Source organism: Pantoea sp. X-Soil-ISGK-259 (assembly GCF_059730705.1).
This window is the reverse complement of sequence record NZ_AP035986.1, coordinates 455,148-475,964: the sequence shown is the minus strand read 5'-3', so window position 1 is coordinate 475,964 and position 20,817 is coordinate 455,148. Positions and strand designations below refer to the sequence as shown.

At 56.1% G+C, this 20,817-nt stretch carries 21 protein-coding genes; 8 read left to right on the top strand and 13 right to left on the bottom strand.

Annotation, left to right across the window (positions count from 1 at the left end; genetic code table 11):
* Positions 1-19: 19 nt before the first annotated feature.
* Positions 20-2,392 carry a beta-N-acetylhexosaminidase gene (locus AC6I77_RS02180; protein ID WP_140033745.1) on the bottom strand — a complete coding sequence of 791 codons (2,373 nt, stop codon included), beginning with the start codon at positions 2,390-2,392 and terminating at the stop codon, positions 20-22.
* 248 nt (positions 2,393-2,640) lie between these two features.
* Here AC6I77_RS02180 and nrdD point away from each other — a divergent pair, with 248 nt between their 5' ends.
* Together nrdD and nrdG are read left to right on the top strand one after the other, a co-directional pair.
* Positions 2,641-4,779: an anaerobic ribonucleoside-triphosphate reductase gene (gene nrdD, locus AC6I77_RS02175; RefSeq protein WP_140033744.1), complete on the top strand. Its 2,139-nt coding sequence runs from the start codon at positions 2,641-2,643 to the stop codon at positions 4,777-4,779.
* Positions 4,779-5,243 (top strand): anaerobic ribonucleoside-triphosphate reductase-activating protein, encoded by a 465-nt coding sequence (nrdG, locus tag AC6I77_RS02170; protein ID WP_181162224.1) that lies wholly within the window; start codon positions 4,779-4,781, stop codon positions 5,241-5,243. The genes nrdD and nrdG overlap by 1 nt, the downstream gene beginning before the upstream one ends.
* Here the strand turns inward: nrdG and AC6I77_RS02165 are convergent.
* Positions 5,235-5,870, bottom strand: a complete 636-nt coding sequence (locus tag AC6I77_RS02165) for an NAD-dependent epimerase/dehydratase family protein (protein WP_003851041.1) — start codon at positions 5,868-5,870, stop codon at positions 5,235-5,237. The genes nrdG and AC6I77_RS02165 overlap by 9 nt on opposite strands.
* A 145-nt stretch (positions 5,871-6,015) precedes the next feature.
* Here AC6I77_RS02165 and AC6I77_RS02160 point away from each other — a divergent pair, with 145 nt between their 5' ends.
* Positions 6,016-6,537 (top strand): type 1 glutamine amidotransferase domain-containing protein, encoded by a 522-nt coding sequence (locus tag AC6I77_RS02160; RefSeq protein ID WP_140033743.1) that lies wholly within the window; start codon positions 6,016-6,018, stop codon positions 6,535-6,537.
* Between the two features lie 35 nt (positions 6,538-6,572).
* Here the strand turns inward: AC6I77_RS02160 and AC6I77_RS02155 are convergent, their stop codons facing one another.
* Positions 6,573-7,001 carry a YhbP family protein gene (locus AC6I77_RS02155; protein ID WP_039658932.1) on the bottom strand — a complete coding sequence of 143 codons (429 nt, stop codon included), beginning with the start codon at positions 6,999-7,001 and terminating at the stop codon, positions 6,573-6,575.
* A 75-nt stretch (positions 7,002-7,076) separates the two neighbouring features.
* On the opposite strand from AC6I77_RS02155, the gene AC6I77_RS02150 reads away from it, so the two are divergent.
* The gene (locus AC6I77_RS02150; RefSeq protein WP_033743118.1) at positions 7,077-7,370 is read left to right on the top strand and encodes a GIY-YIG nuclease family protein; all 294 of its coding nucleotides are present in this window, start codon (positions 7,077-7,079) and stop codon (positions 7,368-7,370) included.
* Here the strand turns inward: AC6I77_RS02150 and AC6I77_RS02145 are convergent.
* Together AC6I77_RS02145 and ubiT are read right to left on the bottom strand one after the other, a co-directional pair.
* Positions 7,354-7,860 (bottom strand): GNAT family N-acetyltransferase, encoded by a 507-nt coding sequence (locus AC6I77_RS02145; protein ID WP_008925429.1) that lies wholly within the window; start codon positions 7,858-7,860, stop codon positions 7,354-7,356. The two genes, AC6I77_RS02150 and AC6I77_RS02145, sit on opposite strands and share 17 nt — an antisense overlap.
* On the bottom strand, positions 7,854-8,378 hold the full coding sequence (gene ubiT / locus AC6I77_RS02140) for a ubiquinone anaerobic biosynthesis accessory factor UbiT (RefSeq protein ID WP_003851052.1): 525 nt from the start codon (positions 8,376-8,378) through the stop codon (positions 7,854-7,856). The genes AC6I77_RS02145 and ubiT overlap by 7 nt, the downstream gene beginning before the upstream one ends.
* A gap of 204 nt (positions 8,379-8,582) precedes the next feature.
* Between ubiT and ubiU the strand changes: the two genes are divergently transcribed.
* The 3 genes from ubiU to AC6I77_RS02125 all read left to right on the top strand — a co-directional run bounded on the left by ubiU (position 8,583) and on the right by AC6I77_RS02125 (position 11,597).
* Entirely contained in the window at positions 8,583-9,578 is a 996-nt protein-coding gene (ubiU, locus tag AC6I77_RS02135; RefSeq protein ID WP_008925428.1) for a ubiquinone anaerobic biosynthesis protein UbiU, read from the top strand.
* A gap of 9 nt (positions 9,579-9,587) precedes the next feature.
* Positions 9,588-10,466, top strand: a complete 879-nt coding sequence (locus AC6I77_RS02130) for a U32 family peptidase (protein WP_008925427.1) — start codon at positions 9,588-9,590, stop codon at positions 10,464-10,466.
* A gap of 120 nt (positions 10,467-10,586) precedes the next feature.
* Positions 10,587-11,597, top strand: a complete 1,011-nt coding sequence (locus tag AC6I77_RS02125; RefSeq protein ID WP_008925426.1) for a luciferase-like monooxygenase — start codon at positions 10,587-10,589, stop codon at positions 11,595-11,597.
* On the opposite strand, the gene AC6I77_RS02120 is transcribed toward AC6I77_RS02125, so the two are convergent.
* Entirely contained in the window at positions 11,598-12,518 is a 921-nt protein-coding gene (locus tag AC6I77_RS02120; RefSeq protein WP_003851054.1) for an AraC family transcriptional regulator, read from the bottom strand.
* 176 nt (positions 12,519-12,694) lie between these two features.
* On the opposite strand from AC6I77_RS02120, the gene AC6I77_RS02115 reads away from it, so the two are divergent.
* Positions 12,695-13,441: an SDR family NAD(P)-dependent oxidoreductase gene (locus tag AC6I77_RS02115; RefSeq protein ID WP_003851056.1), complete on the top strand. Its 747-nt coding sequence runs from the start codon at positions 12,695-12,697 to the stop codon at positions 13,439-13,441.
* A gap of 55 nt (positions 13,442-13,496) precedes the next feature.
* Here AC6I77_RS02115 and AC6I77_RS02110 read toward each other — a convergent pair whose 3' ends face one another.
* From AC6I77_RS02110 to rbfA, 7 genes are all read right to left on the bottom strand, one after another.
* A complete protein-coding gene (locus tag AC6I77_RS02110) occupies positions 13,497-15,425 on the bottom strand; it encodes a DEAD/DEAH family ATP-dependent RNA helicase (protein WP_003851058.1) in 1,929 nt (642 codons plus the stop codon).
* 16 nt (positions 15,426-15,441) lie between these two features.
* The gene (gene yrbN, locus AC6I77_RS02105; protein ID WP_098053093.1) at positions 15,442-15,498 is read right to left on the bottom strand and encodes a protein YrbN; all 57 of its coding nucleotides are present in this window, start codon (positions 15,496-15,498) and stop codon (positions 15,442-15,444) included.
* Between the two features lie 105 nt (positions 15,499-15,603).
* Positions 15,604-16,488, bottom strand: coding sequence for a lipoprotein NlpI (nlpI, locus tag AC6I77_RS02100; RefSeq protein ID WP_003851059.1), 885 nt, complete (start codon positions 16,486-16,488; stop codon positions 15,604-15,606).
* 129 nt (positions 16,489-16,617) lie between these two features.
* The gene (gene pnp, locus AC6I77_RS02095; protein ID WP_003851060.1) at positions 16,618-18,753 is read right to left on the bottom strand and encodes a polyribonucleotide nucleotidyltransferase; all 2,136 of its coding nucleotides are present in this window, start codon (positions 18,751-18,753) and stop codon (positions 16,618-16,620) included.
* Positions 18,754-19,063: 310 nt separating this feature from the next.
* Entirely contained in the window at positions 19,064-19,333 is a 270-nt protein-coding gene (gene rpsO / locus AC6I77_RS02090; RefSeq protein WP_003851063.1) for a 30S ribosomal protein S15, read from the bottom strand.
* 131 nt (positions 19,334-19,464) lie between these two features.
* A complete protein-coding gene (truB, locus tag AC6I77_RS02085) occupies positions 19,465-20,409 on the bottom strand; it encodes a tRNA pseudouridine(55) synthase TruB (RefSeq protein WP_003851064.1) in 945 nt (314 codons plus the stop codon).
* Positions 20,409-20,816, bottom strand: a complete 408-nt coding sequence (gene rbfA / locus AC6I77_RS02080) for a 30S ribosome-binding factor RbfA (protein ID WP_033731320.1) — start codon at positions 20,814-20,816, stop codon at positions 20,409-20,411. The genes truB and rbfA overlap by 1 nt, the downstream gene beginning before the upstream one ends.
* Between the last annotated feature and the right edge of the window lies 1 nt (position 20,817).

Here is a 20,817-nt window from a genome sequence, read left to right as displayed (position 1 = left end):
TCCGCACCGGCCACCGCATTTACTGAAAGGCGCGCAACAGCGTCTCCAGCGGCCTGACCAGCGCAATCACCGTTTCATCCTGCACCTGCGCAGCGGCATCGAGTGTCGCATGCATCTCCGCCACTTCGCTGGCACCAAACGCCTGATTGCGGACGTAAGCATTCACCAGCGCGAGGCCCATGGTGCTCAGCACCTCAATCTGCTGCACGCTGTGTGCCAGCGGCTTCAGCGTCGCGCTACCGTTGATGATCGGCATTACCGCAGTCGTGTTGGCCTGCCAGCGCTGCAGCGGCGCACGAACTGCGGAGGCAGCGGCCGGGTTATTACGGTTGGCGATTAACACGGCGACATGCTGCGCCAGCTGGCGCACCGCCTCACTCTCGGCAGGCAGCACATCCGCCAGCCGGTTTAACGGCTCGTGATAGTCGTAATGGCCCGCCTGAAACTTCAGATGCTGGCGGGTGTAGTACTGCGCCGGTTCCAGCACCTCAGCCAGTATTTGCAGTGGGGCAATATCGTGCCCGTTGGACAGCCGCATCATTTGCTGCTCCGTCTGGGCTTGCTGCAGCGTTCCCACCGATACAGTGCTCCAGCGATCCATCGCTGACAGCCGCGAATACATTGAATCCATGTTCGTGACATCCTCTGCCGACCATAACCGCTCAGCCACCACAAAGGCGCGCGGCCACAATTTGGTATCAATAATCTGGCTGTTGATGTTTTCCGCCCACAGCGCTGCCTCACCACCCAGCAGATTGTGCTGCACCTGTTCTGGCGTGGGCAGCACGGGCGCGATGCCCGCCGGCGGCTGCATCAGGCGCTGACCGCTGGTGGGATAACGGACGTTGCCTACCAGCACATAGCCTTTGAGGGACGGCTGCTGCAGCGTGAACACCGGCTGGAACGGTCCCATCCAGCTATCCACGCTGAACTGCACCTGCTGCGTCGAGAGCCAGTTGATCTCACGAACCATCCGCCGGGACTTGCCGTCGAAGTCGATAAAACCGCGCCAGCCCGACTCGCCCTGAATGAGCGTAAAGCTGCCCTTCACCGGGCTGCCTTTGAGGCGCGGCATCGTGAATGACCAGCTCTGCGCCTGATCGCCGGGCCGCAGACGATCCAGGCCGTTGAGCCCGCGCGGCGTGACCTCATTGCGGTAGTGGTAGCTGGCAGGCTGGGGCTGATCGAGGTAGAACCCGGTGGAGAGAATGCCGCGCGTGTTCTCTTTTGCCAGCGCACTCAGCGTATCCTGGCCCTGCCACGACTGGATCAGAATGCTGCGCGGCAGATCGGGATGGGCGATCTCATCCCAGCCCACCATCTGACGGTGATGGGCTTCCAGGATCTTTTCCACCCGCTGATTGAAGTACGCCTGAAGCGCATGCGCATCTTTCAGATTGTGATCGCGCATGAACTGCTGAATCGCGGGTGAGTCGTTCCACTGGGTGGGATCGACTTCATCGCCGCCGATGTGCAGCCAGGGATCGGGGAAGATCGCCGCCATCTCACCCACCAGCGTGTCGATCACCTGATAAACCTGTTCGTTACTGGGATCGAGCAGCGGTTTAAAGACGCCCCAGCCGCGCTCCATCTGATAATTTCCCGGTCTGCTTATCAGCTCCGGCATCGCCACCGCCAGCGCTGAGGCGTGTCCCGGCATATCCAGCTCAGGCACCACACGCACCCCACGCTCGGTGGCATATTTCACAATCTCCCGCATCTGCTGCTGACTGTAGTAGTTGCCATCGCTGGCTTTCTGCTGCAGCTGGGGATAGTGGCTGGAGGCAAAGCGCCAGCCCTGATCGTCAGTGAGATGCCAGTGAAAGACGTTCATCCGCGCGGCGGCCAGGCCGTCGATCTGACGTTTAAGTGTCTCTACCGGCATAAAGTGGCGCGCTGTGTCGATCAGCACACCACGCCACGGAAAGCGGGGATGATCGTGGATGGTCACGTAAGGAATCGTCGTGCCCTGTGCACCGTTCTGGATAAGTTGCAGCAGGGTTTCCATACCGCGCATCGCGCCAAAACGGCTGGGTGAAGTTAACAGGACGCCGTCGCCATCGACCTGCAACTGATAGCTCTCATCGCTGTCGGGCAGTGGCAGCGGGTCCACCGCCTTTGCAATGACGATACGTATAGTCGGCGCGGCCACCGGCTGGGATGCAGGCAACAGCGGCCAGCCCGTCTGGTTACTGATTCGCGCCAGCCAGCGCGCTTCAGCACCTGCCAGATGATCACCTGAGATTTGCAGCGTCAGTTGCGGCGTCAGGGTAAGTGCACCGCCACTGGCGGGCTGCTCCACCTGCTGCGGCCAGGGCATCAGTGGCAGCGGACTGGCCAGGACGAGTGGACAAAAGGCTGAAAGCAGGAGCAGAGAACGGGGTAACCACATTGGCGGGCATCCTTGTGACGTCAACGTTTTAACAGGGCATAACGTTGATTAAAGTTGCTGCACGCCAATACGCCAGTTAATCACCCGGAAACCTGATCTCAAAACCTGATTCTTACCTCAGTCGGCATGCCCTGCCGCGTTGAATCTTCCTTGTTTCAGGTCAAAACAGAACGCAATAATTCGCAGCAATCACTACATGTAGGGGATAGAATCCATCAAACACCTATATGTAGTTTACGGAGAGAGAAATGGCGACGGTGGTCATCAAGCGTGATGGATGTCGGACGGGTTTTGATGCGCAGCGTATTGAGCAGGCCGTCGCGGCGGCGGCACAGGCAGCAGAGGTCGATGACCTGGCCTGGTGCACGCAGGTCGCTGAGCAGGTTGCCCTGCGGCTGGCCGATCGTCCGGAAGTGGATATCCGGGAGATTCAGTGTGCAGTGGAAGAAACGCTGATGGCGGGCCCATACCCGCAGCTGGCGCGCGCTTACATTGAATACCGGCACGATCGCGATGTCGCTCGCGATCGTCAGAGCCAGTTACATCACGCCATTCGCGGCCTGGTCGATCAGACCAACGCGGCGCTGCTGAATGAAAATGCCAACAAAGACAGCAAAGTGATCCCGACGCAGCGCGATCTGCTGGCCGGGATCGTGGCAAAGCACTACGCGCAGCAGCAGATCCTGCCGCGCGATGTGGTGCTGGCGCACGAGCGCGGCGAGATCCACTATCACGATCTCGACTACTCGCCCTTCTTCCCGATGTTCAACTGCATGCTGATCGATCTGAAAGGTATGCTGACCAACGGCTTCAAAATGGGCAATGCTGAGATCGAGCCGCCTAAATCGATCGCCACCGCCACCGCCGTCACGGCGCAGATCATCGCCCAGGTCGCCAGCCACATTTACGGTGGCACCACCATAAACCGCATTGATGAAGTGCTCGCTCCGTTTGTTGAGCAGAGCTATACCCGGCATCTGGCGATTGCTGAGCAGTGGCAGATTCCACAGGCAGAAGAGTATGCACGCCAGCGTACGGAGAAAGAGTGCTACGACGCTTTTCAGTCGCTGGAGTATGAGGTGAATACCCTGCACACCGCCAATGGCCAGACGCCGTTTGTCACCTTTGGTTTTGGTCTGGGGACTGACTGGGCAGCGCGGCTGATTCAGCAGTCAATTCTGCGCAACCGACTGGCGGGGCTGGGTAAAAATCGCAAAACAGCGGTGTTTCCAAAACTGGTGTTCAGCATTCGCGAGGGCGTTAACCGCCGGGCGGGCGACGTTAACTACGACATCAAGCAACTGGCGCTGGAGTGTGCCAGCAAGCGGATGTATCCCGACATCCTCAATTACGATCAGGTGGTGAAAGTGACCGGCTCATTTAAAACCCCAATGGGCTGCCGCAGCTTCCTGGGCGTTTATGAAGAGAATGGCGAGCAGATTCATGAAGGGCGCAATAATATCGGCGTGATCAGCCTGAATCTGCCGCGCATTGCGCTGGAAGCAGGCGGCGATGAGGTGCGTTTCTGGACGCTGCTCGATGCGCGCCTGCTGCTGGCTAAGCGGGCGCTCATGACGCGGGTCGCGCGGCTGGAGAAGACCAAAGCACGCGTCGCGCCCATCCTCTACATGGAAGGTGCCTGTGGCGTCCGGCTGAATGCGGATGATGAAGTTGGTCCTGTTTTCCGCAATGGCCGTGCGTCGCTGTCGCTGGGCTATATCGGCCTGCACGAAACGCTGAACGCACTCAGCGGCGGTCATAAACACCCTTACGATGACGCGGCGCTGCGTGCTAAAGGTGTGGAGATTATCGCCTGTATGCGTAATGCCACCGAGCGCTGGAAAGAGGAAACCAGCTACGGTTTCAGCCTTTACAGCACGCCGAGCGAGAATCTGTGCGACCGCTTTTGCCGTCTTGATGCCGCGCAGTTTGGCCTGGTGCCGGGCGTCACCGACAAGGGCTACTACACCAACAGCTTCCATCTCGACGTTGAGAAGAAAGTGAATCCTTACGACAAAATCGACTTTGAAGCACCCTATCCGCCGCTGTCGAATGGCGGATTCATCTGTTACGGCGAATACCCGAATGTCCAGCACAATCTCAAAGCGCTGGAGGATGTCTGGGATTACAGCTATGACCGCGTGCCCTATTACGGCACTAACACACCGATTGATGAATGCTACGAGTGCGGCTTCAACGGCGAGTTCACCTGTACCAGCCGCGGCTTTACCTGCCCGAACTGCGGCAACCACGATCCAGCGCGCGTCTCTGTCACCCGACGGGTCTGTGGCTATCTGGGCAGTCCGGATGCACGGCCGTTTAACGCCGGTAAGCAGCAGGAAGTGCAGCGTCGGGTAAAACATCTTGAAGAGGGACCGCTGGGATGATGCATATCCATCGCTACTATGATGTCGATATTATTAATGGTCCCGGCACCCGCTGCACACTGTTTGTCGCCGGTTGCGAACATCAGTGTCGCGGCTGCTACAACCAGAGCACCTGGCGGCTCGACTCCGGCGTGCCCTTTACACTTGAGATGGAGGAGCAACTGCTGGCGGATTTGCAGGATACGCGCATTCCGCGCCAGGGATTGTCGCTGAGCGGCGGCGATCCGCTGCATCCGCAAAACGTGCCGCACATCCGCCGTCTGGTAAAACGGGTGCGGCAGGCGTGCCCCGATAAAGATATCTGGCTCTGGACCGGTTACCGGATGCAGGAGCTGAACAGCGCGCAGCGCGCTGTGCTGGACTATCTCGACGTACTGATCGATGGCCGCTTTGTCGAAGAAGAGAAAGATGCCACGCTGCAATGGCGCGGCAGTCGTAATCAGATTATCTGGCCGTTACGCTGAGTGACGCGGGATATCGCCTGACTCAATGACAGTGACACTCTCACCTCCCTGGGTGAAAGCCTGCTGGTGCAGACAGCGCGCGACGTCGCGCGCATGCACGGCGCGCCAGTTACCCGGCAGCAGCGCGAAAAGCGGCCCCGCCAGGCTTTCACCGCCGCGCTTCTGCTTGCGCTCTCCCAGCAGCAGTGAAGGCCGCACCAGCGTCAGGCGCGGCCAGCCCTGATGACGCAGCGCATTCTCCATTTCACCTTTAACACGATTATATAAAAACGGTGAGTGACGACTGGCGCCGTGCGCGCTGACCACCAGCATCTGCTTCGCCCCTAAGCGTAATCCGCACAATGCACTGTCCACGACCAGAGTGTAATCGACGTGGATGAATGCCTGTTTGCTGCCCGCCTGCTTACGCGTGGTGCCAAGACAGCAGAACACCGTATCCAGTGAACAGTCCAGCGGCCCCAGCACATCGGTGAGATCGGCTTCAACCGGGTTCACGACTTTCTGCATCACAGGCAGTGGCCGTCGGGTTGGCGCGATGATTTCATCGACGCGCGGATCCTGAATCAGTAAGCGCAGCAGATGCGACCCGACTAAGCCGGTTGCACCGGTCAGTAATACGCGATTCATCTCAGATTCGTCCTTATTTCACTGCGTATAGGTTAAAAGATAGCTGATCTTCACGGGCTGGCTTGCGTTCTGACTCTCAGCGACCAGACTTACAGCGTTATCCGGAAAGCGCGCCTCGCGCTCCACAAATTTCAGGAGGAAAAAGATGAGCAAGAAAGTTGCGGTTTTAATTACCGATGAATTTGAAGACTCAGAATTTACTTCACCTGCGGAAGTGTATAAACGCGCTGGTTTTGAGGTGGTTACCATTGAGAAACAAGCCGGTAATGTTGTTAAAGGCAAGCAAGGCGAAGCGGAAGTGACCATCGATCGCAGCATCGATGACGTCAGCCCGGCTGAATTTGACGCCCTGCTTCTGCCAGGCGGTCACTCGCCTGACGCCCTGCGCGGCGACGATCGTTTCGTGGCCTTTACCAAAGAGTTTGTTGCCAGCGGCAAGCCCATTTTTGCCATTTGCCACGGGCCACAGTTGCTGATCAGCGCGAATGGCGTTCGCGGTCGCAAGATGACCACGGTTAAAGCCGTTGCCATTGACCTGATCAATGCCGGTGCTGACTTCCATGATAAAGAAGTGGTGGTAGACGGCGATAAGCTGGTCACCAGCCGCACGCCGGCCGATTTACCGGCCTTTAATCGTGAATCCCTGCGGATCCTCGAAGCGCTGTAAACTCGATACGCCCTTTTCAGCTGAAAGGGGCGTTTCTATTTTTCCCGCACCCAGGCAATTTTCTTGCCGAATCCCAGCGCATTATCCGTCATTTTCACCTCATCCAGCTCAATCTCCCACAGCGGTGCCGACACTTTGCGTGAGACCGGAAAACGTTTCTGGTAAGCGGCTCTGGCAATCTGCTCTGTGGCCTCCTCCAGCCTTTTAATCCGGCCACGATACTGCACCCCTTTTATCAGCAACACACTTCTGGGCTGACCATTGACGGTGCCCGCCACCTGCGGATTCTGCACCATCAACTCGCCATGGCGGGTATCGGGTTCGGTCATGATCCAGAAGACCATGCGCGTCTCATCAAAGACGTAATAGCAGTTAGCGCACCACAGCTGATCGTCGGCGGTACAGCAGAGTGAAAGCACATGCTGCTTTCTGAGGTAGCGAACCAGATGGGCGTGATCGGACAAGATAAACTCCTGGCGGTGCACCAGAGCGTGAAGCGCGCTACACTGCCCGGCACCTTTTTTTGGGAAATGATTGCGATGAGTCAGCAGTGGCAACTCTACATCGTCCGCACGGCGAAAGGGATTCTGTACACCGGCATCACCACGGATGTGGTGCGCCGGGTCGCTCAGCACCAGAGCGGGCGTGGCGCACGTGCGCTACGCGGCAAAGGTCCGCTGGACCTGGTGTTTCACTGTGCAGCGGGCGATCGTGCCAGCGCCTCCAGACTGGAGTATCAGGTTAAGCAACTGCCCCGCCAACAGAAATTACTGCTGGTGGCGGCTCAGCCGATCAGTCTGGAGAGCTGGCTGAGTATTACGGCTGGCGATTAAAGGGTTCGGCGTAGTCGATCTGCCCTTCCGCGCCGTCATAAGCATTCTCCGCCAGACGGTAGACCTGGAATGCGGCCTCTGTTCCCGGCCAGCGACTGCGCAGACCGTAACGTGCCGCCGGTTCAAAACCAAAACGGTTGAACAGCGCCGGATCGCCCAGCACGACGACCGCGCTGTAGCCAAATTCATTGAGCGTATCCAGCCCCTCATAAATCAGCTTGCTGGCCAGACCCTGGCCGCGTAGCGTCTCATCGACGGCCAGCGGTGCCAGAGCCACCCAGCCGCGATCTTCACCCTGAACGCTGACCGGACTGAAAGCGGCATAACCCAGCACCTGTCCTTCCTCATCAGTGGCGACCACGCCGAGCGTCAGCAGACCATCTTCACGCAGCGCCTGAGTCAGTTCCGCTTCTGCCGGGGTGCTGAAGCAGCGTTTGAGCAATGCGTCGATGCCCGCGGCATCAACACCAATTTCGCTACGGATCAACATGCGGCACCCGCGCGCGCCCGTGCGGCCTTCGCGTCCTGTTTCATACCGGCATCGATAAATTTCGCCATCTGTTCAATTGCCGTGCGTAACGCGGTGGGCATAGCCTCAGGTTCAATAGCATCCATTACGTTCTTCACCTCAAGTCCCAGTTCAGTGTCACCTTCAATCACCAACCGGCGTTGAAAGAACAGCATATCGGGATCTGCTTTACGTGCTGCCACCAGCAACAGATCATTGGCATTGCCCCGAAACCAGACATCCGCTTCGGACTGTTGCAATACCGCCAGTCGGCCGTCCTGCAGCGTGGTGATCCAGTGCAGATTGAGATCGGCAATCTCGATACCCAGCAGGCGACCGTTCAGAAAGTCTAACTCACCTTCAGCCAAAGCATGGCGAAATTGCCAGTTTAAGAGTTGTTGCAGAATCAACTGTTTGACCGGAAATGGGGTGAGTGCTGCGGGTAACCCTAAGATTTTAGGGCCGTTTTTTACAAAATGGGCATGTATCCGCTCTAACACTTTCGTCACTCCCTTTAGAAAATTTTACGTATATTGCCATATCCTTTTCTGCGCGCCTCCTCTGAGATCAATAAAAACGGCTGCGGTGGCAAGGAAAAAAGTGCCGCAAGGGCCGATGAACTGGAATTTCACTGCCCCAAATCAAAACACTGCCCGGATCAGATGCCTAGACTCGACGCCCATCGCATGTTGAGAGGAACATCTATGGAACTGCTCTGTCCGGCAGGAAATTTACCCGCCGTCCGCACCGCCACAGAGAATGGGGCTGATGCAGTCTATGTGGGACTGAAAGATGACACCAATGCCCGTCACTTTGCGGGCCTGAATTTCACCGATAAAAAGCTGGCTGAAGCAGCGCGCTATCTGCATCAGCATCGGCGCAAACTGCATGTGGCGATTAATACGTTTGCCCATCCGGATGGTATGGGGCGCTGGCAGCGGGCAATCGATGTGGCGGCGCAAAACGGCGCCGATGCGCTGATCCTGGCCGATATCGCCACGCTGGAATATGCCGCGAAGCACTATCCGCAGGTTGAACGTCATCTCTCTGTCCAGGCTTCCGCGACCAATCTGGAGGCGATTCGCTTTTACCATCGCCACTTCAATCTGCAACGTGTCGTGCTGCCGCGCGTGCTGTCGATTCATCAGGTTAAACAGCTGGCGCGCAGCACGCCAGTGCCGCTGGAGGTGTTCGCCTTTGGCAGCCTGTGCATTATGGCCGAAGGCCGCTGCTACCTCTCCTCCTGGCTGACTGGCGAATCACCTAACAGCGCGGGCGCCTGTTCCCCGGCGAAATTTGTGCGCTGGCAGCAGACGCCAAAGGGCATGGAGTCACGTCTCAATGAAGTGCTGATTGATCGCTACGCGCCGGACGAAAGTGCAGGTTACCCGACGCTATGTAAAGGGCGTTATGAGGTTAACAATCAGCGTTATCACGTGCTGGAAGAACCCACCAGCCTCAACACCCTGGAACTGCTGCCGGAACTGCTGCGGGCAGGCATCGCCTCAGTGAAAATCGAAGGCCGTCAGCGCAGTCCCGCCTATGTTGCTGACGTGGCGCGCGTCTGGCGTCAGGCCATCGATCGCTGCAAAGCGCAGCCGGAACAGTTTGACGTCGCGCCGCAGTGGATGCAGACGCTGGGCGATCTCTCCGAAGGCACGCAAACCACGCTGGGTGCTTATCACCGTGAATGGCAATAAGGAGTCATGATGCAATATGCCCTTGGGCCGGTGCTCTGGTACTGGCCAACCGATACGCTGGAAGATTTCTATCAACAGGCTGTCCGCAGTCGCGCAGATATTATCTATCTCGGCGAAGCGGTGTGCAGTAAACGCCGCGCCACGCCCTATGCGCGCTGGATGGATCTGGCCCGCGAAGTCGCGGCCAGCGGCAAACAGGTAGTGCTGAGCACGCTGGCATTGCTGCAGTCACCCTCTGAGCTGAAAGAGCTGCAGCGTTACGTTGAGAACGGCGAGTTTCTGATTGAAGCTAATGATATCGGCGCGGTCAATATGGCCGCTGAACGTCACCTGCCTTTTGTCGCGGGCCCGACGCTGAATGTCTATAACGCTGACACGCTACAACTGCTGGTCAAAGAGGGCATGACGCGCTGGTGTATGCCGGTGGAGATGTCCCGTGACTGGCTGCTACAGCTGCTGGAGCAGTGCGAGAGACGAGGTATCCGGCAGCAATTTGAGGTGGAGGTGCTGGGCTACGGTCATCTGCCGCTGGCGCTCTCGGCGCGCTGCTTCACCGCCCGCTCGGAAAACCGCGCGAAAGATGACTGCGAAACCTGCTGCATCAACTATCCAGCAGGCCGTCGCGTTAACTCTCAGGAGGGACAGCAGGTGTTCGTCCTCAATGGCATTCAGACCATGAGCGGCTACTGCTATAACCTGGGTAACGATCTGGCCGGTATGCGCGATCGGGTTGATTGTGTCCGGCTCTCGCCGCAGGGTGTCACGACGCTGGCGGAGATCGACCGTTTCCGCGCCAATGAAAACGGCCAGGCACCGTTAATGGTCGCGAAAGGCAGCGATTGTAACGGTTACTGGCGCAAACTGGCGGGTATGACGCTGGTCTCCTGAGTAAAAGCACATACCGGCTATATTCCTGCACAGGTTAGCAGTTTTAATAGAAGGAATGATGCGTAATACTTAATGGTGCAGGCCTTCACTTAATGCCTGCGCCATTCAACGGGAGTAGTCATGTCTGATAAAAAACCTCTTCGCCTGTCCGTACTGGATCTTGCGCCGATTCCACAGGGCGCGACCGCACGGGATGCGTTCCATAATTCACTGGCGCTGGCGCGTCAGGCGGAAAAACTGGGTTTCGAACGCTACTGGCTGGCTGAACATCACAACATGACAGGGATTGCCAGCGCCGCGACGTCAGTGCTGATTGGCTATCTGGCGGCGAATACCGAGACCCTGAGGCTGGGATCGGGCGGGATCATGCTGCCTAACCATGCGCCGCTGGTCATCGGCGAGCAGTTTGGCACGCTAGCTTCCCTTTATCCTGGGCGTATTGATCTCGGCTTAGGTCGTGCGCCAGGTTCTGACCAGCGCACCATGATGGCGCTGCGCCGTCATCAGGCCAACATGCACATCGACACCTTTCCCGAAGATGTCGCTGAACTGATTAACTGGTTCGATGCTGACGCGGATGCGCAGCTGCCAGTGCAACCGGTGCCCGGTCTGGGTCTGAAAATTCCGGTCTGGCTGCTCGGCTCCAGTCTTTACAGCGCACAGCTGTCAGCAAAAATGGGCCTGCCGTTTGCGTTTGCCTCCCACTTTGCGCCTGACCAGCTGTTCCAGGCCCTGCACGTCTATCGCGAGAACTTCAAGCCATCGGCGCGTCTCGACAAACCTTATGCCATGGTCTGCATTAATGTGGTTGCCGCTGATAATGAGCGGGATGCACGTTTCCTGTTTACCTCAATGCAGCAGCAGTTTATTAACCTGCGCCGCGGCAAACCGGGCCCGCTACCGGCACCGGTTGAAAACATGGATAACCTCTGGTCACCGTCAGAACAATATGGTGTTCAGCAGGCACTCAGCATGTCACTGGTCGGCGATATTGATAAAGTGCGTCATGGGCTGGCCTCACTGATGCGTGAAACCCAGGCGGATGAGATTATGGTCAACGGCCAGATTTTTAACCGCGATGCGCGCCTCAAATCCTTTGCCATTGCGATGGAAGCGGCAAACAGCCTCTAATCAGTTTTGCGGTGGGCGGCGGGTCTCCGTGCTCACCGCCAGTTCACGGCTGTCCCTCGCCGGTGATTGCCCATACAGGCGGCGATACTCCCGGCTGAACTGTGACGCGCTCTGATACCCCACCCGATAACCTGCCGTACCGGCATCCAGCTTTTCAACCAACATTAAACGCCGTGCCTCATTCAGCCGAAGCTGTTTCTGGTATTGCATCGGCGTCATGGCAGTGACGGCTTTGAAGTGATGATGCAGTGAAGAGATACTCATGCCGACATTACTGGCAAGCTGATCGATTTTCAGCGGCTGATGAAAATTCTCCCGCAGCCAGCGTGCAGCCTGTGCCACCCGACTGCCCGGCCGCTCAGCCAGCGCCATGTTTAAAATCCGCGAGCCTTCTGGCCCGGTCAGCAACCGGTAGAAAATCTCCTGCTCAATGAGCGGAGCCAGAGCATCAATATCTTCGGGATGGTCAAGCAGGCGTACCAGTCGAATGACCGCATCCACCAGCAAAGGTGAGACTTTGTGTACGGTGACGCCGCGTTCATCAGGTGCGATCGCCAGCGGCAGCGCGGGAGGAAACTTTTCAAGATAGCGCCTCAGCCGGGATTCGTTGATGGCAATACCAATCCCCAGATTCGGCTTTTCCGGCGTGGCGACAGTCACGCAGGCGCGTACCGGCATATCGAGAGTCACCAGCAGCAGATCACCCGGCCCATAGTGCAGCACCTCATCACCCATATGCAGCGCTTTACTGCCCTGCGCCACCAGCGCAAAACTGGCCCATTGAGCAAAGTGCATGGGCTCAGTGGGCGCTGAAACCCGGCCAAAAAACAAGCAATCGATGGCACTGGAATGCCGGCCATCCTCCGGCGCATGACGGGCAATTAACTGTGCCAGCGCCTGCCACTTATCACTCTCTGTCACTCTGTTCTTCCCCCTCCTGCTCGCTGTGCTGATATTACCTGACCTCCGGCCAAATACCTGTTGCGATAAGGCACTTTTGCAGGATTGTGCAAAAAGCTTGCAGGATTGCGCTACCCGCTTCTCAGCACCAGCGCGCATAGTCTTTCGACGCAATCATTACGGCGGAGAATGACATAATGAAAGCACTGCAGAACAAAATCGCACTGGTGACCGGCGCCTCGAAAGGCATAGGTGCGGCGATTGCTATCGCCTTTGCCGCAGCGGGCGCACGCGTCGTGGTCAATTATCGTCAGGATGAAGTCGGGGCCGCTGACGTAGTCAGCGATATCGTCACCCTGGGCAGTGAAGCCGTGGCAGTTCAGGCAGATATCTCTCGCCTGCGGGATGTTGAACGGCTGTTCGCCACCACCGCAGACTGTTTCGGCGCACCTGACATTGTGGTGAACAATGCAGGCAGCTTTCATCACGGCGAGTTTGAGGCGCTGACACAGGAGGAGATGCAGCAGCAAATTAACGTTAACCTGCTCGGCACGCTGATGGTCTGTCAGCAGGCGATTCGCCACTTCCCCGCGCACGGCGGCAGCATTATTAACCTCAGCGCCCTTAACAGTAAAAACAGCACGCCGGGCTCCGTACTCTGGGCAGCCACCAAAGGTGCGGTGGATACCCTGACTCAGGGACTGGCGCGCGAGCTGGGTGCCAGGAACATACGGGTTAACGCCCTGGCGCCTGGCATGATCCTGACTGAGGGATTACTGGCAGCGAAGAGGATGAGTCCGCAGCTCAAAGCGCAGCTGCTGGCGGCTACGCCGTTGGGGCGTTTTGGTCTGCCAGAGGATGTCGCGCAGGTGGCGCTTTTTCTGGCCTCTGAGGAGTCCGCCTATGTCAGCGGAGAGCGCGTCATGATTAGCGGCGGTGCCTGACGGGCATAAAAAAAGGGAAGCCAGTGGCTTCCCTTTTTACTACGACGCTAAGTCGTTATGCATCACGACGACGTGGAGCGGCAGCTGCGCCTTCTTCACGACGTGGACCACGGCTACCTTCACGGTTAAATGTACGTCCACCGCCTTCACGACCACCTTCACGGCGTTCAGAAGAGAAGCGACGACCACCTTCACGGTTAGCTGCGCCCGGACCGCCAGCACCTGGACCACGACGCTCACCGCCAGCTGGACGACGATCACCACGGCCTTCGTTTGGCTGTGCATCACCCAGCAGCTGCATATTCATCGGTTTGTTCAGAATACGCGTACGGGTGAAGTGCTGCAGCACATCGCCTGGCATGCCTTTCGGCAGCTCGATGGTTGAGTGGGTGCCAAACAGCTTGATGTTACCGATGTAGCGGCTGCTGATGTCGCCTTCGTTAGCGATAGCGCCAACAATGTGACGAACTTCAACACCATCATCGCGGCCTACTTCAATGCGGTACAGCTGCATTTCACCAACGTCACGACGTTCGCGACGTGGACGGTCGCCATCACGGCTTTCGCGGTTTTCACGCGGAGCACGATCGCCACGCGCTTCACGGCTGTCACGGCGGCCATCACGCTCGTCACGATCGCGGTATTCGCGACGTGCAGGACGTGGTGCTTCTGGTGGCAGAATCAGAGGACGTTCGCCCTGTGCCATCTTCAGCAGTGCGGCTGCCAGGGTTTCCAGATCCATTTCATCTTCTGGCTGCATTTTAGCCAGCAGAGCACGGTACTGATCCAGATCGCTGCTTTCCAGCTGCTGCTGTACTTTCGCGGCAAATTTAGCCAGACGACGCTCACCCAGCAGTTCTGCGTTAGGCAGTTCAACCTCAGGAATGGTCAGCTTCATCGTACGTTCGATGTTACGCAGCAGACGACGCTCGCGGTTCTCAACAAACAGCAGCGCACGGCCAGCACGACCGGCACGACCGGTACGGCCGATACGGTGAACGTAAGACTCTGAATCCATCGGGATGTCGTAGTTCACAACCAGGCTGATGCGCTCTACGTCCAGGCCACGGGCCGCAACGTCGGTTGCAATCAGGATGTCGAGACGACCATCTTTCAGGCGTTCCAGCGTCTGCTCACGCAGTGCCTGGTTCATGTCACCGTTCAGCGCGGCGCTGTTATAGCCACTACGCTCCAGCGCTTCTGCCACTTCAAGGGTCGCGTTTTTAGTACGCACGAAGATAATAGCAGCATCAAAGTCTTCAGCTTCCAGGAAGCGAACCAGTGCATCGGTCTTACGACCATAAGCAGTCCAGTAGCTCTGGCTGATATCAGGACGCGTGGTCAGGCTTGACTGAATACGCACTTCCTGTGGATCTTTCATGAAGCGTTTAGTGATACGACGAATCGCTTCCGGCATAGTTGCAGAGAACAGCGCAGTCTGATGATCCGCTGGAATCTGTGCCATGATGGTTTCAACGTCTTCGATGAAGCCCATACGCAGCATTTCATCAGCTTCATCCAGCACCAGACCACGCAGGTTAGACAGGTCTAACGTACCGCGTTTCAGGTGGTCAAGCAGACGACCAGGCGTACCTACAACAACCTGTGGACCCTGACGCAGTGCGCGCAGCTGCACGTCATAACGCTGGCCGCCGTAAAGGGCGACGACGTTCAGGCCACGCATGTGTTTAGAGAATTCGGTAACTGCTTCAGCAACCTGTACCGCCAGTTCGCGGGTAGGTGCCAGCACCAGGATCTGTGGCGCTTTAACAGTAGGATCAATGTTGTGTAACAGCGGCAGAGAGAAAGCCGCAGTTTTACCACTCCCGGTCTGCGCCATGCCTAACACGTCACGGCCCGCCAGCAGGTGAGGAATACACTCAGCCTGGATTGGGGATGGCTTTACGTAGCCCATGCCATTCAGTGATTCAAGGATGTCGGCGTTCAGGCCAAGGTCAGCAAAAGTGGTTTGAATATCAGTCATGTAGTACACGTGCCTCTTAGATTGCGGCGGCCAGTCTACATAACTCGTCGTGAAAACTTTCAGTCATTTTCATCAAAAAGTGTGAACCGGCTCAAATTAAAAGTTTTGACGAACAGAAAAGCCTTCATCCTTTAAGATGATGACTTAACAGGTTTTACAGGCAAATTAAGTTCGTCAGCTATTGCTGGTCAGATTCTGATAAATCGTCTTGTGCCTGGCCGAGTTGCGCCAGTTCCAACAATGCGTATCGGTGTTCAACAAAGTTATTGACGTTGTTGGCCACCGCCAGTTTGAACAACGCTTTCGCGTCGTCCTTCTCCCCCAGACTTAGGTAGTACTTACCTAAATAGAAGTTGGTTTCACTGAGATGTTCAGCGAGCGAGGTGTTATCCGTTGCGTCCGCCTTGAGACTTTCCATCAACGTTTTCTCGTTGATATCTCCAAGGTAGAACTCGACAATATTCCATCCCCATTGATCTTTCGCCGCTTTGTCGTAACGCTGTTGAAGCGCCACTTTTGCCTTGTCAGCATCCATCTCACGTTCAACGAGATAGAGCCACAGACTGCGGAAAGGATCGTTAGGATCGTCTTGATAAAACGCCAGCAGATCATCTTGCGCTAACTTGTATCGACCGCCGTAATAGAGGGCGATACCACGGTTTAAATGCGCATAGTTGTAAGTTGGATCAAGCTCAAGTACAGAATCAAACGCGTCATAGGCGGCATCAAAGTTGCCCGCCTGCGTTAAATATATGCCTAAGTAGTTAAACACTTCGGGCATATCTGGTCTTATAGACAGCGCTTGCGAAAAATCGTTCCGCGCTAATGCCCGCAGACCTAAACTATCATACAACACTCCGCGCTCATATAACAGCTGTGCGCGTTCATCATCGGTGAGAGCGCGACTGGCAAGAATTTGTTCCATGCGCGCCAGTATCACTTCCTGCTGCAGTGTGGGCTGTAAAGGCACTGCAAGAACTTCGTTCTTACGCCAATTGGAGTTGCTGCATCCTGCCAGCGTCAAAGCTGTCGCAACAAAACACCAGCGCAGAAAAGGCTTCATTTCCCACTCCCGAATACAAACATTGGGATAACCATCCTGTCATCCGCCTGCTGTGCACAAGGATTCCCGCCCTCGCGATGATACAAACGCCCCTCTCTGCCAGGCAAAGAGGGGCAAACCAGCAACGTCTTATTCCGCGTCAGGTGTAATCACCGCTGCAGCTTCTTCAGTCTGCGGCTTAGATTCTGTCGCTTCTTTGATGCTCAGACGTACGCGGCCCTGGCGATCAACTTCCATCACCTTAACCGGCACTTCCTGACCCATCTGCAGATAATCAGTCACTTTCTCAACGCGCTTATCAGCGATTTGTGAAATGTGAACCAGACCTTCTTTACCACCACCGATAGCGACGAAGGCACCGAAGTCAACGATGCGGGTCACTTTACCACTGTAAACGCGGCCCACTTCGATTTCTGCAGTGATCTCTTCGATACGACGAATCGCTTCTTTCGCTTTCAGACCATCGGTCGCAGCAATTTTAACGGTGCCGTCATCTTCAATTTCAATCGTTGTGCCGGTCTCTTCGGTCAGTGCACGAATCACTGAGCCGCCTTTACCAATCACATCTTTGATCTTGTCAGAGCTGATTTTGATGGTGTAGATGCGTGGAGCAAATTCAGAAATCTCGGTACGCGGTGTGCTGATAGCCTGTTCCATAACGCCGAGGATGTGCAGACGCGCACCCTTAGCCTGGTTCAGCGCTTCCTGCATGATTTCACGCGTGATGCCTTCGATTTTGATGTCCATCTGCAGCGCGGTGATACCTTCACGGCTACCGGCTACTTTGAAGTCCATGTCGCCCAGGTGATCTTCATCGCCCAGGATGTCAGACAGAACCACAAACTTCTCATCTTCTTTCACCAGACCCATTGCGATACCCGCAACGGCGGCTTTGATTGGCACACCTGCATCCATCAGCGCCAGTGAAGCACCACAGACAGAGGCCATTGAAGAAGAACCGTTAGATTCGGTGATTTCAGACACTACACGCACGGTGTAAGGGAAATCTTCCGCTTTTGGCATAACGGCTAACACGCCACGTTTCGCCAGACGACCGTGACCAATTTCACGGCGCTTAGGCGAACCTACCATGCCGGTTTCGCCGACAGAGTACGGAGGGAAGTTGTAATGGAACAGGAAGCTGTCGGTACGCTCGCCCATCAGCTCATCCAGGTTCTGCGCATCGCGGGTTGTACCCAGCGTGGCCGTAACCAGCGCCTGCGTCTCACCACGGGTGAACAGTGATGAACCATGGGTACGTGGCAATACGCCAGTACGCACGTCCAGACCGCGGATCATATCTTTTTCACGGCCATCGATACGTGGCTCGCCATTCAGGATACGGGTACGAACGACGGTTTTTTCGAGGCTATGCACGATATCGCCGATTTCTGAACCATCCAGCGTTTCATCTTCAGCCAGCAGAGCAGCAATGGTTTCGTCTTTAATGACGCCAACCTGCGTGTAACGCTCCTGCTTGTCAGTGATGCGGTAAGCATCGCTGATGCGCGCTTCTGCCAGGGCAGCAACACGAGAAATCAGTGCGGTGTTAGCCGCTTCTGGCTGCCAGTCCCAGCGTGGTTTGCCAGCTTCTGCAACCAGGGCATTGATGTTTTCGATAACAATCTGCTGCTGATCGTGGCCAAAGACCACAGCGCCCAGCATCTGCTCTTCTGACAGGATCTCAGCTTCAGATTCAACCATCAGAACGGCATTCTGCGTACCCGCAACAACCAGATCCAGACGAGACTGTTTCAGCTCATCTGCAGTTGGGTTCAGAACATATTGATCGTTAATATACCCTACGCGCGCTGCACCGATTGGGCCATTGAACGGCAGACCTGACAGCGCCAGCGCGGCAGAAGCACCCATCATCGCAACGATGTCCGGGTGAACCTGTGGGTTAACAGAAACCACGGTTGCAATAACCTGGACTTCATTAACAAAGCCTTCCGGGAACAGTGGACGAATCGGGCGGTCAATCAGACGCGAAATCAGCGTTTCGCCTTCGCTTGGACGGCCTTCACGACGGAAGAAGCTGCCTGGGATACGACCAGCAGCGTAAGTACGCTCCTGATAGTTTACGGTCAGTGGAAAGAAGTCCTGACCTGGTTTAGATTTTTTCTGACCTACAACAGTGACGAACACTGCAGTATCGTCCATGCTCACCATTACAGCGGCAGTCGCCTGGCGAGCCATCATGCCGGTTTCCAGCGTGACGGTATGTTGACCATATTGGAATTTGCGTACGATCGGATTCAGCAAAGTCAAAGTCCTTAACTTCGGGGCATGGCTATCTGTAGCCCGCCATTGATTACCAATCTTCAGCTGCATCCTCGCGACTAATGACAACCCTCGACCGCCTCTGCGGTAAAGCCTCTCATTAGCCGCGCGAAATTCTGCAAACTAAAGATCACACTAAGCAACAATACATCAGTTTGGACCGGATTGCTGCCGATTGCTCGAAAAAAGGGGCCATAAAGGCCCCCTCTTCACGAAACTCGCACAAATCTGATCGTAAGCTGCACACAGTGCAAAAAACCACATAATGCCCCGACGATCAGATTTTTCAGACTTAGCGACGCAGACCGAGACTTTCGATCAGGCTGCTGTAGCGTGCAACGTCTTTACGCTTCAGGTAGTCCAGCAGCTTACGACGCTGAGATACCATGCGCAGCAGACCGCGGCGGCTGTGGTGGTCTTTTTTGTGCTCAGAGAAGTGACCCTGCAGATGGGTAATCTGCGCGGTCAACAGGGCAACCTGAACTTCGGTTGAACCGCTGTCGTTAGCACCACGGCCATATTTAGCAACGATCTCTGCTTTAGCTTCTACGCTTAGAGACATAATAAACTCCGGTAATAAATGAATGTATGGGTGCCGATCTCTAATTCAGCATCCCGCTTTAAAGCCGCACTATTCTACTCTGCGCCTGATAGCAACGCAAATGCCCCATCAGCGAAAAGTGGCCGCACGACTTAATCCTGATACTCAACCACTAAACGACGCGGCGCAAGACGCCCATCAGCGGCAATTTCTGCCATGCCGATAAACTTACGCGCTTCGCCTTCTGATACCCTGACCAGTCCCTGTGCAGGCGCATTACTCGCCTGTACTGGCTGTCCCAGACGGAACAAATCTGCCACGGCAGTCGGGATATTCACTTCAGGGAAATCAGAGGCCGGGCTGTCCATTGGCAGCAGCAGCGGATCAAGCTGCGATTCCAGTGAGATGCCAGCGTCAGTGGCTTCCGCCAGCAGGGTATTGAGCTGCTCCAGCGTCACCATCCTTTCATAGGGATAACGGGCAACCTGCACACGACGCAGCATGGTGACATGCGCACCGCATCCCAGCTTTTCACCCAGATCATCAATGATGGTGCGGATATAGGTGCCTTTGGAGCAGTGAATTTCCAGCTCCAGCTCATTATCCTGCCAGCGAATAAACTGCAGCTCATAGACCGTAATCGGACGCGGTTCACGCTCGATCACAATGCCCTGACGCGCATACTCATACAGCGGACGACCCTGATGCTTCAGCGCCGAAAACATTGAGGGCACCTGCAGCGTATCGCCGCGGAAGCTCTCCAGGGCGCTATCGAGTTCGGCCTGACTGAAGCTGACCGGACGCGTCTGCACGATGTTGCCATCGGCGTCTGACGTGTCAGTCCTCTCGCCCAGTCGGGCTATCACACGGTAGCGTTTGTCGGAATCCAGCAGATATTGAGAAAACTTGGTTGCTTCACCCAGGCAAATTGGCAACATGCCAGTGGCCAGGGGATCAAGCGCGCCGGTATGTCCTGCGCGATTAGCGTTGAAGATACGCTTTACTTTCTGCAGGACATCATTCGACGAGACGCCTTGTGGCTTATCCAGCAACAACACGCCATGGACGTCGCGACCGCGACGACGCGGACGACTCATTACGCCTCCTCGTCATCGCCAGTGGCGTCCGGACCACGACGTTCAGCATCATTCTTCACAACACTGGTGACGAGATTGGACATGCGCATCCCTTCAACTAACGAGTTATCGTAGAAGAAGGTCAGCTCAGGCACGATGCGCAGACGCATCGCTTTACCCAGCAGAATGCGAATATAACCTGACGCTTCTTTCAGCGCTTTCAGGCCATGTTTAATGGCATCTTCATCTTTGTCGTTAAGGAAAGTGACGAACACTTTTGCGTAGGCAAGATCGCGTGACACTTCAACGCCTGACACCGTGACCATCATGCCAAGACGTGGATCTTTAATCTCACGCTGCAGGATCATCGCAATCTCTTTTTGCAGCTCTTGTGAAACGCGCTGCGGGCGACCAAATTCTTTCGCCATC

Coding starts and splice junctions, on each gene's coding strand:
- AC6I77_RS02180 (WP_140033745.1), bottom strand. CDS start 2,392: ATGTGGTTACCCCGTTCTCTGCTCCTGCTTTCAGCCTTTTGTCCACTC.
- nrdD (WP_140033744.1), top strand. CDS start 2,641: ATGGCGACGGTGGTCATCAAGCGTGATGGATGTCGGACGGGTTTTGAT.
- nrdG (WP_181162224.1), top strand. CDS start 4,779: ATGCATATCCATCGCTACTATGATGTCGATATTATTAATGGTCCCGGC.
- AC6I77_RS02165 (WP_003851041.1), bottom strand. CDS start 5,870: ATGAATCGCGTATTACTGACCGGTGCAACCGGCTTAGTCGGGTCGCAT.
- AC6I77_RS02160 (WP_140033743.1), top strand. CDS start 6,016: ATGAGCAAGAAAGTTGCGGTTTTAATTACCGATGAATTTGAAGACTCA.
- AC6I77_RS02150 (WP_033743118.1), top strand. CDS start 7,077: ATGAGTCAGCAGTGGCAACTCTACATCGTCCGCACGGCGAAAGGGATT.
- AC6I77_RS02145 (WP_008925429.1), bottom strand. CDS start 7,860: ATGTTGATCCGTAGCGAAATTGGTGTTGATGCCGCGGGCATCGACGCA.
- ubiU (WP_008925428.1), top strand. CDS start 8,583: ATGGAACTGCTCTGTCCGGCAGGAAATTTACCCGCCGTCCGCACCGCC.
- AC6I77_RS02130 (WP_008925427.1), top strand. CDS start 9,588: ATGCAATATGCCCTTGGGCCGGTGCTCTGGTACTGGCCAACCGATACG.
- AC6I77_RS02125 (WP_008925426.1), top strand. CDS start 10,587: ATGTCTGATAAAAAACCTCTTCGCCTGTCCGTACTGGATCTTGCGCCG.
- AC6I77_RS02115 (WP_003851056.1), top strand. CDS start 12,695: ATGAAAGCACTGCAGAACAAAATCGCACTGGTGACCGGCGCCTCGAAA.
- AC6I77_RS02110 (WP_003851058.1), bottom strand. CDS start 15,425: ATGACTGATATTCAAACCACTTTTGCTGACCTTGGCCTGAACGCCGAC.
- nlpI (WP_003851059.1), bottom strand. CDS start 16,488: ATGAAGCCTTTTCTGCGCTGGTGTTTTGTTGCGACAGCTTTGACGCTG.
- rpsO (WP_003851063.1), bottom strand. CDS start 19,333: ATGTCTCTAAGCGTAGAAGCTAAAGCAGAGATCGTTGCTAAATATGGC.
- truB (WP_003851064.1), bottom strand. CDS start 20,409: ATGAGTCGTCCGCGTCGTCGCGGTCGCGACGTCCATGGCGTGTTGTTG.
- rbfA (WP_033731320.1), bottom strand. CDS start 20,816: ATGGCGAAAGAATTTGGTCGCCCGCAGCGCGTTTCACAAGAGCTGCAA.